The sequence below is a fragment of the Bacillus sp. CGMCC 1.16541 genome (assembly GCF_003184905.1).
Classification (GTDB): Bacteria; Bacillota; Bacilli; order Bacillales; family Bacillaceae_H; genus Priestia.
Genome location: NZ_QFRU01000005.1, coordinates 108,098 through 120,645 on the forward strand (window position 1 = coordinate 108,098; position 12,548 = coordinate 120,645).

11 protein-coding genes are annotated in these 12,548 nt (G+C 37.1%); all 11 read right to left on the bottom strand.

Annotated features, from left to right (window positions below; translation table 11 throughout):
- Nucleotides 1-19: 19 nt before the first annotated feature.
- The gene (gene hslU, locus DIS06_RS08540; protein WP_110112839.1) at nt 20-1,420 is read right to left on the bottom strand and encodes an ATP-dependent protease ATPase subunit HslU; all 1,401 of its coding nucleotides are present in this window, start codon (nt 1,418-1,420) and stop codon (nt 20-22) included.
- Nucleotides 1,421-1,435: 15 nt separating this feature from the next.
- On the bottom strand, nt 1,436-1,978 hold the full coding sequence (gene hslV / locus DIS06_RS08545; protein WP_110112840.1) for an ATP-dependent protease subunit HslV: 543 nt from the start codon (nt 1,976-1,978) through the stop codon (nt 1,436-1,438).
- 14 nt (nt 1,979-1,992) lie between these two features.
- Complete coding sequence (gene xerC, locus DIS06_RS08550) at nt 1,993-2,877, bottom strand: tyrosine recombinase XerC (protein ID WP_204166779.1); 885 nt, start codon at nt 2,875-2,877, stop codon at nt 1,993-1,995.
- An 83-nt stretch (nt 2,878-2,960) separates the two neighbouring features.
- On the bottom strand, nt 2,961-4,265 hold the full coding sequence (gene trmFO / locus DIS06_RS08555; protein ID WP_110112842.1) for an FADH(2)-oxidizing methylenetetrahydrofolate--tRNA-(uracil(54)-C(5))-methyltransferase TrmFO: 1,305 nt from the start codon (nt 4,263-4,265) through the stop codon (nt 2,961-2,963).
- A 78-nt stretch (nt 4,266-4,343) separates the two neighbouring features.
- Nucleotides 4,344-6,419 (bottom strand): type I DNA topoisomerase, encoded by a 2,076-nt coding sequence (gene topA, locus DIS06_RS08560; protein ID WP_110112843.1) that lies wholly within the window; start codon nt 6,417-6,419, stop codon nt 4,344-4,346.
- A gap of 100 nt (nt 6,420-6,519) precedes the next feature.
- On the bottom strand, nt 6,520-7,410 hold the full coding sequence (dprA, locus tag DIS06_RS08565) for a DNA-processing protein DprA (RefSeq protein ID WP_110112844.1): 891 nt from the start codon (nt 7,408-7,410) through the stop codon (nt 6,520-6,522).
- A gap of 200 nt (nt 7,411-7,610) precedes the next feature.
- On the bottom strand, nt 7,611-8,513 hold the full coding sequence (gene sucD / locus DIS06_RS08570; RefSeq protein ID WP_110112845.1) for a succinate--CoA ligase subunit alpha: 903 nt from the start codon (nt 8,511-8,513) through the stop codon (nt 7,611-7,613).
- Between the two features lie 18 nt (nt 8,514-8,531).
- Nucleotides 8,532-9,692, bottom strand: coding sequence for an ADP-forming succinate--CoA ligase subunit beta (gene sucC, locus DIS06_RS08575; protein WP_110112846.1), 1,161 nt, complete (start codon nt 9,690-9,692; stop codon nt 8,532-8,534).
- Nucleotides 9,693-9,850: 158 nt separating this feature from the next.
- Nucleotides 9,851-10,552, bottom strand: coding sequence for a DUF554 domain-containing protein (locus tag DIS06_RS08580; protein ID WP_110112847.1), 702 nt, complete (start codon nt 10,550-10,552; stop codon nt 9,851-9,853).
- A gap of 14 nt (nt 10,553-10,566) precedes the next feature.
- Nucleotides 10,567-10,857 (bottom strand): EscU/YscU/HrcU family type III secretion system export apparatus switch protein, encoded by a 291-nt coding sequence (locus tag DIS06_RS08585; protein ID WP_110112848.1) that lies wholly within the window; start codon nt 10,855-10,857, stop codon nt 10,567-10,569.
- The gene (locus tag DIS06_RS08590) at nt 10,854-12,548 is read right to left on the bottom strand and encodes a hypothetical protein (protein ID WP_110112849.1); all 1,695 of its coding nucleotides are present in this window, start codon (nt 12,546-12,548) and stop codon (nt 10,854-10,856) included. Before DIS06_RS08590 ends, DIS06_RS08585 begins: the two co-directional genes overlap by 4 nt.

Genomic DNA, 12,548 nt, shown 5'->3' on the forward strand with positions numbered 1-12,548 from the left:
AGGGTGTAAATTTAGTCTATTATAAGATAAATTGACTTAGATCTTTGTTACTTGCAATCTTGCCCAACTTCTCTTCTACATACTGAGGAGTAATGACAATCTTGTCTAATGTTACATCAGGTGCTTCAAACGATAGATCCTCTAATAAACGTTCTAATATTGTATGAAGTCTACGCGCACCAATATTATCCGTATCTTGATTAACGTGAAATGCTACTTCTGCAATCTTACGTATAGCATCGTCTGAAAATTCAATTTGTATACCTTCTGTTTCCAATAGCGCTTTATATTGCTTTAAAAGCGCATTATCAGGCTCCGTTAAGATTCTCACAAAATCTTCTACTGTTAATTTTGTTAATTCCACACGAATTGGAAAACGGCCTTGTAATTCTGGAATTAAGTCAGATGGTTTAGAAAGATGAAACGCTCCAGCCGCGACAAATAAGACATGATCTGTTTTCACAGCTCCATGTTTCGTTACAACGGTTGACCCCTCAACGATTGGTAAAATATCTCGTTGAACTCCTTCTCTTGATACATCTGCAGAAGACCCACCTGAATTTTTACGAGCAATTTTATCAATTTCATCGATGAAGATAATGCCATATTCTTCAGCACGGTTAACAGCTTCAGCCGTTACTTCATCCATATCAATTAGCTTTTGAGCTTCTTCATTCGTTAATACTTTACGTGCATCACGAACTGTTAATTTACGCTTCTTTTTCTTTTTAGGCATAAGACTACCAAGTGCATCTTGCATATTCATGCCCATTTGCTCCATACCCGATCCTTGTAGCATATCAAACATAGAAGGTTGCTGCTCTTCAACTTCAATTGTTACATAATGATCTTCAAGCTCACCTAGTGCAAGCTTATGAGCCATTTGTTTTCTTTTTACTTCGATTGTCTGATCTTCTGTCTGATCTGTTTGAGTGTGCTCTCCTTGAGCATTATTTGAAAATAACATTTCAAAAGGGTTTTTAAATGACTGCTGCTTCTTATTACTCGGCACAAGAAGGTCTACAAGACGCACATTAGCGTTTTGCTCTGCTTTATCTTGTACTTTATTCATCTTTTCTTCTTTTACCAGTCGAACAGAAGTTTCAACAAGATCTCGCACCATCGATTCTACATCACGACCAACATAACCAACTTCTGTGAATTTTGTTGCCTCTACCTTAATAAAAGGTGCTCCTACAAGTTTTGCTAGTCTTCTTGCAATTTCAGTTTTACCTACACCTGTTGGACCAATCATTAAAATATTTTTAGGGACTACTTCATCACGCAATTGTTCGTTCAGCATACCTCGTCGATAGCGATTTCGAAGTGCTACTGCTACTGCTTTTTTAGCATTTGTTTGGCCAATAATATATTGATCAAGCTTTTCAACAATTTGTCGAGGCGTTAAATGAGAATTCATTAAAAAATCCCCTTTCTACAATTCTTCCACAATGATATGTTCATTTGTATAAACGCAAATTTCACTTGCAACAGTTAAAGCTGCTTTTGCAATTTCTCTTGCTGTTAGGTGAGTACCAGCATGTTGCTTTAACGCGCGCCCAGCAGATAACGCATAATTCCCACCAGAGCCAATAGCTAAAATACCATCATCAGGTTCAATTACTTCACCTGTTCCAGAAACAAGCAATAGATGTTCTTTGTTCATAACGATAAGCATTGCTTCTAAACGACGCAACACTTTATCGCTTCTCCATTCTTTTGCTAGTTCAACCGAAGCTCGTTGTAGATTTCCATTATACTCTTCAAGCTTGCTTTCAAACATTTCAAAAAGAGTAAATGCATCTGCCACTGAGCCAGCAAATCCAGCTAAAACTTGACCTTGAAATAAACGTCTTACCTTTCTTGCTGTATGCTTCATCACAACAGCATTACCAAACGTTACTTGACCGTCTCCAGACATTGCACATTCTCCATTATGATGCACTGCAAAAATGGTAGTAGCATGAAAGTTTGACAATGTAATCTCTCCTTTTACGCACGAGGATGGTGATTCATATAAACAGCTTTAAGTCGATCTTTTGTGACATGAGTATAAATCTGTGTTGTTGATAAATGTTCATGCCCTAAAAGTTCTTGTACCGCCCGAAGATCTGCACCTTCGTTAAGTAAGTGTGTTGCAAACGTATGTCGAAACATATGCGGAGTAATATGTATGTTCTCAGCTGTTTGTTTAACAACTTTATCAAGAATTAGACGAATTCCTCTCACTGTTAACGATGTTCCTCGATAGTTTAAAAACAGCGTATTTGTATATGAATTTGATTTTTCATGCAAGTGAGCTCGACCTTCATTGATATATGTTTGTAACGCTACTTTTGCGTAACTTCCAAAAGGGACATATCGTTGCTTTTTCCCCTTCCCAGTAACGAGAACTGTTTGGGCTGAAAAATCAATGTCAGTCAATTTCATTGATGCACACTCACTTACTCGGATACCGGTTGCATACATAAGCTCAATAATAGCTTGATTGCGTTGTCCTAATGGCGTTGACACATCGCAAACTTGAAATAACGCCTCCATCTCCTCTTTAAACAGGAAACGAGGATTTCTATGCTCTTTTTTAGGCGATGATACTAAAACAAATGGATTTTCACTCACAAGCTCTTCACGATGTAAATAACGATAAAAGCTACGTAAAGTAGATATTTTTCTTGAAATTGAGCGTTTTGCATACTGCTTTTCGTGTAATTGCGTTAAAAAATTTCTTGCATCTGCATATGTAACGTCATTCAAACTTTTTATGTTTTCACCAGTTAAAAAGTCAATAAAAATCTGAATATCTTTTTCATAGCAAACAATTGTATATTGTGAATAGTTTTTTTCGATTTGTAAATATTCTAGAAAGGAATTTAACATTTTCGTTACAAATCCCACTCTTATCACCTCACAAGGGCTACTAAATAGTATCACAATTTAGTAGCCCTTGCAAACAATTTCGTTTATTTTTTTATAAAATTCTGAATTGTTTCTAACGCTCTTTTTGCATGAGCTTCGTTTCGCTCTTGCTTACTTTTAATCTTCACCTCTAAGTCTTTAAATAAACCAAAATTTGCATTCATTGGTTGGAAATTTTTCGCACTTGTATGTGTAATATAATGCGCCATACTTCCAATTGCCGTTTCTTGTGGTAAAACAGCTAACTCTTCACCTAATACTAAACGAGCTGCATTCATACCTGCCATTAACCCACTTGCAGCTGACTCAACGTATCCTTCTACACCTGTCATTTGACCAGCAAAGAATAAATCCTCACGATCGCGGTACTGATAAGTTGGCTTTAAAAGCTTTGGAGAATTAATAAACGTATTTCGATGCATAACTCCATAACGAACTACTTCTGCATTTTCTAACCCTGGAATTAAACGAAGTACTTCTTTCTGAGCTCCCCACTTTAAATGCGTTTGGAATCCAACAATGTTGTAAAGTGTTCCGGCAGCATCATCTTGGCGAAGTTGGACAACCGCATAAGGTCGCTTACCTGTTTTAGGATCTTCCAATCCAACTGGTTTTAAAGGTCCAAATAACATTGTCTTTTTACCACGTTGTGCCATAACCTCAATTGGCATACACCCTTCAAAATAAATCTCTTTTTCAAACTCTTTTAACGGTACAGTTTCTGCAGAGATGAGTGCTTCATAGAACGTGTTAAACTCTTCTTCTGTCATTGGACAGTTTAAATAAGCTGCTTCTCCTTTATCATAACGAGACTTTAAGTATACTTTGTCCATATCAATGCTATCTTTTTCTAAAATTGGAGCAGCCGCATCATAGAAGTAAAGATAATCTTCACCCGTTAAAGATCGAAGTTGTTCTGAAAGTGCTTGTGACGTTAACGGCCCTGTTGCAATAACAGTAGGCCCTTCAGGGATTTCTGTGATTTCCTCATTAATAACTGTAACATTTGGATGATTCTTTACACTTTCTGTTACATGAGCTGCAAATTCATGACGATCTACCGCTAATGCTCCTCCCGCTGGAACCGAACATGCGTCAGCAGCTTTAATAATAACAGAATCTAAATGCCTCATTTCTTCTTTTAACACACCAACAGCATTTGTTAACGTGTTTGCTCGTAATGAATTACTACACACCAACTCTGCAAACTTATCTGTGTGATGAGCTGGTGTTTGTTTGACCGGTCTCATTTCATACAAATGAACTTTTACGCCTCTCTTAGCAATTTGCCAAGCTGCTTCACTACCTGCAAGCCCGGCACCAATAACATTTACTACCTGTTCTTTCATTATATAGCCTCCCATTTTTAATGCTTGTCTATTTTATCAAGACATATAAAGAGGTGAGCAAACAATATGCTCACCATTTTATCCTTGTGGTTCTTCTTTATAATCGCAATTCGTGCACGTCACTTGAGTGCCTTTCTTTTGTTTCTTTTCAACTAATAAGCTCTCACACTTTGGACACTTTCTTGCAATTGGTTTATCCCAAGACACAAAATCACATCCTGGAAAACGGTCACATCCATAAAACATACGTTTCTTTTTTGACTTGCGTTCTACAATGTTACCTTCTTCACACTTCGGACAATTAACACCAATTTCTTTTACAATTGGCTTCGTATTTCGACATTCTGGAAAATTAGAACACGCCATAAACTTACCATAGCGTCCCATTTTATAGACCATTGGTGAGCCACATTCCTCACAATCCTCACCTGCTGGTTCATCTTTAATTTCTACTTCCTTCATTTCTTTCTCCGCTTTTTCAAGACGTGTTTCGAAATCTTTGTAAAAATCATCAATGACCTTAATCCATTCTACTTGACCATCCTCGATGTCATCAAGACTTGTTTCCATTTTTGCTGTAAATTCGACGTCGATAATTTCTGGAAAGAATTCCAGAATTAGCTCTAATACAATTCCACCAAGCTCTGTCGGAACAAAACGTTTATTGTCTAATGCAACGTAACCTCTTTTTTGAATCGTGTCAAGAGTTGGCGCATATGTAGACGGTCTACCAATACCAAGCTCTTCTAACGTTTTTACAAGCCTTGCCTCTGTATACCTTGGGGGCGGCTGGGTAAAATGCTGTTTTGGCTCAACATCTTTGGAGTAAGCGGTTTCGCCTTCTTCTAGATCTGGTAACATTTTTTCTTTTTCTTCTACTTGATCATCGCTACCCTCTACATACACTTTCATAAAACCAGGAAACTTTATTTTTGATCCATTAGCTCGAAATACAACATCTGAATTTATCAAGTCTACTGACATTGTATCCATAATAGCCGGAGCCATTTGACTTGCTACAAATCGTTCCCATACAAGTTTATAAAGTCGATATTGATCTCTTGATAAATGCTCTTTTATCTCATTTGGCTTACGTAAAGTCCCAGTAGGTCGAATTGCTTCATGAGCATCTTGAGCTTTAGCATTTTTTTTCTCTTTTCGTTTTTCATTACTTCCGTACTCTTTACCATATGCATTCACAATATATTCATTAGCTTCGGCTTGAGCCGTATCGGAAATACGAGTAGAGTCTGTACGCATATACGTAATTAAACCAACCGTACCTTCTTTACCAAGATCAATTCCTTCATATAATTGTTGCGCAATCATCATTGTTTTCTTCGCTCTAAAGTTTAACTTTCTTGCTGCTTCTTGTTGTAAAGATGATGTTGTAAATGGAGGAGCTGGATTTCGTTTTCTTTCTTTTTTTGTTACTTTTGAAATTGAAAACTCGTTACCATTTAAATTCTTTAGTATGTTTTGTACGTCTTCTTCATTTGAAAGAGAAACTTTTTTGCCCTTATATTCAATAAGATTCCCTTCAAAATGATCATTTTCTTTTTGAAACGAAGCATTAACCGTCCAATACTCTTCTGGCTCAAAACTCGAAATTTCTTTTTCGCGTTCAATGATCAAGCGAACAGCGACAGTTTGTACTCGACCAGCACTTAGTCCTTTTTTTACCTTTTTCCACAGTAGAGGACTCATGTTATATCCAACAAGTCGATCAAGAATTCGCCGAGCTTGTTGAGCATCTACTAAATCCATGTTAATAGCACGTGGATGTTTAAAAGATTCTTTAATTGCATCTTTTGTAATCTCGTTAAAGACCACTCGACAATCAGATGTAATATCAATGTCTAAGCTATGCGCGAGGTGCCAAGCAATCGCTTCTCCTTCGCGATCTGGATCGGCCGCTAAATAGATTTTCTTTGCTTTTTTAGCTGCTGTTTTTAACTCTTTTAATACAGGGCCTTTTCCCCTGATTGTAATATACTTTGGTTCAAATGAATCTTCAATTGCGATGCCCATTTGACTTTTTGGTAAGTCACGAACATGGCCCATTGATGCTTTTACTTTATACTTTTTTCCTAAATATCGTTCGATTGTCTTTGCCTTTGCTGGCGATTCTACAATTACTAGGTAGTCAGACATCTATTTGTTCCTCCTCAAGAGGTAAAATAAAATCTTCATTATTATTAAATATTCCAATGCAATTTGTCAAACATGAATTAATAAATTGTTATTGACGATTTTATTTACTTTTATTCACATATAGCTCTTCACATACATCCTTGGCGGTTAAAACTAGCTTCGCACCTAATTGAATAAGCTTATTTGTTCCACATGATGTTTCTTCAAATATAGACCCTGGTATTGCAAATACTTCACGGCCTTGTTGCAACGCTTGATCCGCTGTTATAAAAGATCCGCTACGCTCTTTTGCTTGGACTACAATTGTTCCTAAAGATAAGCCACTAATGATACGATTACGCATTGGGAAGTACCATTTTTTCGGCCGAAATGTTGGTGGATATTCTGATAACAATAAATGTTGCTTGGCAATGATTTTTGCTAACTCTTTATTTTTACTTGGGTAAATATGATACATACCACTACCCAAAACAGCAATTGTCTTGCCTTGTGACTCAATAGCTAACTTATGAGCTGCTGTATCAATACCTTCTGCTAAACCGCTAACAATAAGCCAATTGTTCTCCACGAGAGGATTTATTACCGTTCTTAATGCAGCATAGCCGTATTGAGTAGGTTGACGTGTTCCTACCACACTAACGACTTGTTTAGATTTTAATAGAGATGTATCACCCTTTACATATAAAACCCAAGGGGGATCATAAATATGACGTAGAAGCTCTGGATATTCATTGTCCCAAAAAGTGATACACTGAATTTGTTCCGCTTCATAATTATCTAGAATATCTTGTATTGGAATAGTTTGCAAATCTTTTTTTAAGCGAGTTGCTTGTTCACGAGAGAAAGAAAAGAGATTTTCAAAGTCAAAAGAGGAATATTGATAGAGGTTTTTTAGTGAGGAATCATGCTTTAGTAAAGCATAAATGGCTTTCCACGTCATAGATGAACAGTGAGTTAAATGAATTAGTTTTGTTTTTTTTTCTAAATTCATTTGAAATCTCCTTTTTCGTCTAGTTTTTTCGTAACTTTTGCTTTAGTTAATAAACAACAAAGGTAGTGAGTTTTCACTTTAGCCAGACCCCTTTCTAAAGCTCATGTGATGAAGGGTTCAGAGACTTCTTCTCTATACTTTGTTTCTTTTAAAGCAGCACAAAATAGTCCCCAATAATGGAGACTATTTTGTTAAAAGGTTTAGTGTGTTTTACACTTTTCATAGATGCCTTTTTCTTGTAAAACTGAAATGAGCGTTTCACCCATAACAGATGGTGTTTCTGCTACTTTTATTCCACACTCATTCATTGTTTTAATTTTTTCAGCAGCCGTTCCCTTGCCACCTGAAATAATTGCTCCAGCGTGACCCATACGCTTTCCTGGAGGTGCTGTTTGACCACCAATAAATCCTACAACAGGCTTGGTCATATTCGCTTTTACCCATTCAGCTGCTTCCTCTTCTGCAGTACCACCGATTTCACCAATCATAATTACTGCATACGTGTCTTCATCTTCATTAAATGCTTTTAATACGTCGATAAAGTTCGTTCCGTTTACTGGATCTCCACCAATTCCAACAGCTGTAGATTGACCAATACCAGCTTCTGATAATTGATGAACAGCTTCATATGTTAAGGTACCAGAACGCGATACAACGCCTACATGACCTTTCTTGTGGATGTAACCAGGCATAATACCAATTTTACATTCTTCTGGTGTAATTACACCTGGACAGTTTGGACCGACCAAGCGTGTACGTTTACCTTCCATATAACGCTTCACTTTGACCATATCTAACACTGGGATACCTTCAGTAATACAAATAACAAGATCTAAATCAGCATCTACTGCTTCCATAATTGCATCTGCTGCAAATGCAGGTGGAACGTACACGACTGACGCATTGGCACCTGTTTGTGCTTTTGCATCTGTTACTGTATCAAATACAGGTACACCTTCTACTTCTGTTCCACCTTTACCAGGTGTTACACCACCTACGATTTTTGTACCGTACTCAAGCATTTGTGTTGTATGAAATAAACCTACTCCACCTGTAATCCCTTGTACAATAACTTTTGTATCTTTATTAATAAATACGCTCATTCCTATCCCCCTGCCTTTCTACTTCACTAGTGAAACAATTTTTTGTGCACCGTCTGCCATAGACTCTGCAGCTGTAATATTAAGGCCAGATTCTTCTAAGATTTTCTTACCTAATTCAACGTTTGTTCCTTCTAGACGTACAACTAACGGTAAGTTTAATCCTACTTGCTTCGTTGCTTCTACTACACCTGAAGCAATAACATCACATTTCATAATTCCACCAAAGATGTTAACGAAAATACCTTTTACACTTTGGTCAGACAAAATGATTTTAAAGGCTTCTGTTACTTTCTCTGCTGTTGCACCGCCCCCTACATCTAGGAAGTTAGCGGGTTCTCCGCCGTAGTGCTTAATAATATCCATCGTTGCCATCGCAAGACCTGCACCGTTTACCATACAACCGATGTTTCCATCTAATGAAATGTAACTTAAGTCGTATTTAGATGCCTCAATTTCTTTTGCATCCTCTTCCTCTAAATCACGATATTCAACAATATCTTTTTGGCGATATAGAGCATTTGAATCAAAGTTCAATTTCGCATCAAGTGCCATAACATTTCCATCACCTGTTACAACAAGTGGATTAATCTCAGCAATTGAACAATCTTTTTCAACAAATGCTGTGTATAGACCCATCATGAATTTAACTGCTTTTCCAACAAGTTCTCTTGGGATATTAATATTAAATGCTAGACGACGAGCTTGGAAACCTTGTAACCCAACTGCTGGATCGACGTACTCTTTAAAGATTTTTTCAGGTGTCTTTTCAGCTACCTCTTCAATCTCTGTTCCGCCTTCTTCAGATCCCATCAATACTACTTGGGACGTTGCACGATCTAATACTAATCCAATGTAGTATTCTTTCTTGATGTCACAACCTTCTTCAATAAGTAAGCGTTTTACTTCTTTTCCTTCAGGACCTGTTTGGTGAGTAATGAGCGTTTTCCCTAAAATTTCTTCCGCATATGTACGTACTTCCTCTATGCTTTTCGCTACTTTCACGCCACCAGCTTTACCGCGACCCCCTGCGTGAATTTGCGCTTTAACAACGGTTACTGTAGAACCTAATCCTTTTGCTGCTTCAATCGCTTCTTCAACCGTATATGCTACACGACCGTTTGGAACAGCAACCCCATATTTTCTGAGGACCTCTTTCCCTTGGTACTCATGGATATTCATTTCCCATCCTCCTATCATATGTAAACAGATAAAATAGACTGCGCTTTCATTGTATAAGAATAATTGTCTAATTGTCTACTATTCTACAAAAAAATATAAAAATTCTGAGAAAATGATTAGAATTCATCTCGTTTTTTGTGGAAATTACACAATAGACTTTACATATATATGTATAAAACAGACGTAAGAATAGCAGTCACAACAATGGCCGGAAGTAAGTTAGCGACTCTAATCGTCGTAATTTCGAGTAAACTCAATCCAATCGCGACAATCATTAATCCACCCGTTGCTGTCATTTCTACTATAAACGAATCCATTAACTCTGATGGAACCCACCTTTCAATCTGAGTTGCAAAAAGAGCAATACCGCCTTCATATAGTACGACTGGAACAAATGAAAACAACACACCTATCCCTAACGTAGTAGCTAATATAAGGCTAGTAAATCCATCGATAATTGACTTTGTGTAAAGGACACTATGGTTACCTCTTATGCCACTATCTAACGCCCCTATAATTGCCATAGCGCCTACTACAAAAATTAACGTAGCTGTCACAAACCCTCTTGCAACTCCTCCACCAGACCCTCCAATCTTCTTTTCAAGCCAATCCCCAACACCATTTAATCTTTTGTCAATATCTAACCACTCACCAATCACTGCTCCAATAACTAAACTAAAAATAACAATAAGAAATTGTTCACTTTTAAGCCCCATCTGTATTCCTAATAAAGTGACAGCCAAACCAATTCCTTTCATTACCGTCTCTTTTATTCGATCAGGAATTCGACTAAATAACTTGCCAATAAGTGTACCTGTAATAATGCATAACCCATTTACAATTGCCCCTAATAGCGCCATTCTACTCCCTCTTTCTAATCTCCACTGTACGATCGTTTCATTTGTTTATCAATTTTATAGACGAATGAAAAGATTTCTGCTACCGCTTGATAGAGCTCTTCTGGAATTTTTTCGTTAATTGTGAGTTGACCGAGTAATTCTACTAATGTCGCATCCTCTTGAATAGGAATACCATGGGATTTTGCTTCACTGATAATATTATCCGCTACAAATCCTTTTCCCTTTGCCACCACTTGAGGAGCTTCATCTTTTAACGATTCATAAGACAACACAACAGCCTGTTTACGTTTTTCTTCACTCTTCATACTCGTATGTCTAATCCTCCTTCATACTTGTAGTGTGTGCTCGCAGGGAAGTGGCCCAACTGTTTAACGTCTCTGTTTATGGTTCTAGATACTTTTACGGTTGATAATTGATAGTTAAGCTTATGAAGTTCTTCCTGTAGCCTCACTTTCATTGTTTCAGCAAGAGGTGATACCTTCTCAAACGATTCATTAATCACATTCACTGTGATGACACGGTTTTGTACAAGAACGTCAATAATGGTTTCTTTCATTTGATCTAGGTGTAAATAAAACAAAATATGACAATAATTAGGGTCAATCTGCCCATTCTCCTTTTTCCGACCATTCCATTGTACCGTTATATCATGGAGACTCTGTCCAAGTTGAAAAGGCATTTGCATGTAAATCGTTGTTAGAGGACCTTGTTCTTGATTTAATAGCTGAATTCCCGTTAACTTATGAATTAGCTGATCCACAACTTCTAATACAGAGACAGAGGATGTAGTATGCTGTACTTGTAACAATAAGCTCTTCAATGAGTGTGTGTACGCTTTCTCATTTTGTAGTGATGCCACAACGTCTCCTTCATGTTGCAACCCTAGTGATTGCAACACTTGCATAAATGCTCTATAAAAAGGCTTATTCTCTTTTCCTTCGTTATTTTGAACATGTAAAAGAGAAGATAAATCATCCGTTAAAGCTAAGCTTCCAAGGTGATGTAACTTACTTTTCAAATCGATATGTTCAATGTTCTGTCCATCTTTCATATAAAGAGAGGCTAGCATATCTTCAAGTACCGTTAAAAGTGGCGATTGTTTCATTCCTTGAAGCATTGTATTTGATGTGAAAAAATGCTCGTATATCGCATTTTTTGTCACTAGAGGTTGAGCAGACTGTGAATCTATCTTTTTCACATAGTTTGCCATATGCTCTATCACATTTTGTTCAGACCATCCTTCAGGAATAAGCTTTGCTTGTTGCAATAAAGAAAAAGCTTTATTTGCATGTTCATGATCACTATGAGACAGCCATGTCTTCATGGCTAACGTAAGCGTCTCTTCTCCTTCTTGAATAGAAAGAGGTTTTATAAACGTTTCAACCATTTTTTGTAGCGGTAGAAGTTTTTCGTTGTTATCTTGCAATAAAAGTTGCTGTAACTTTACAAGATCACTTGATAAATGATACTCTCGCTGGACAGCGGAAAGAGCTTTAAATGTTTCACTTATAACAGGTAGTCTCATTTTAACCAACTGCTCTACAACTTGCTTGTCTTGTACAGTCATTCCGTCATCTGTGAAAAGGTTCATTAACTCTCCTATTCTTTGTTTAGATAAAGGCAATCCTTTTTCCATGAAGAATGCAACAAATTCGTTATTTCTTTTCGTAACAGGCACTCCTAATTCTTTTAGTAACGCTGCTTGTTGGTGATTAACTCCGTAATCGAGAGAAGATGGCGCAGCATGTGAGAGAACTTTTAATTGAGGGCCATTCGCGGTTGTCTCTTTCACTTCGAACCAATACGGATGCTGAACAGATAGTGCTGCTTCTAACTTAGCTACTAGCGACATGCCATTTATATGTACTAAAGCTGTATGATTTGAAAACAGCTTCAGTATTTTCCCTTGTACAAAATCTCCTTGTGATAAATGAAGTTTTTTCCCTTGCTTCATCACTTCTTGTTGAAATAACTGTTGAAAAGATGAAACAATCAT

What these genes read in the sequence shown, in the direction of transcription:
- topA (WP_110112843.1), bottom strand. Translation starts at nt 6,419, where the DNA reads ATGTCTGACTACCTAGTAATTGTAGAATCGCCAGCAAAGGCAAAGACA.
- sucC (WP_110112846.1), bottom strand. Translation starts at nt 9,692, where the DNA reads ATGAATATCCATGAGTACCAAGGGAAAGAGGTCCTCAGAAAATATGGG.
- xerC (WP_204166779.1), bottom strand. Translation starts at nt 2,877, where the DNA reads ATGTTAAATTCCTTTCTAGAATATTTACAAATCGAAAAAAACTATTCA.
- trmFO (WP_110112842.1), bottom strand. Translation starts at nt 4,265, where the DNA reads ATGAAAGAACAGGTAGTAAATGTTATTGGTGCCGGGCTTGCAGGTAGT.
- DIS06_RS08590 (WP_110112849.1), bottom strand. Translation starts at nt 12,548, where the DNA reads ATGATTGTTTCATCTTTTCAACAGTTATTTCAACAAGAAGTGATGAAG.
- sucD (WP_110112845.1), bottom strand. Translation starts at nt 8,513, where the DNA reads ATGAGCGTATTTATTAATAAAGATACAAAAGTTATTGTACAAGGGATT.
- hslU (WP_110112839.1), bottom strand. Translation starts at nt 1,420, where the DNA reads ATGAATTCTCATTTAACGCCTCGACAAATTGTTGAAAAGCTTGATCAA.
- DIS06_RS08585 (WP_110112848.1), bottom strand. Translation starts at nt 10,857, where the DNA reads ATGAAGAGTGAAGAAAAACGTAAACAGGCTGTTGTGTTGTCTTATGAA.
- DIS06_RS08580 (WP_110112847.1), bottom strand. Translation starts at nt 10,552, where the DNA reads ATGGCGCTATTAGGGGCAATTGTAAATGGGTTATGCATTATTACAGGT.
- dprA (WP_110112844.1), bottom strand. Translation starts at nt 7,410, where the DNA reads ATGAATTTAGAAAAAAAAACAAAACTAATTCATTTAACTCACTGTTCA.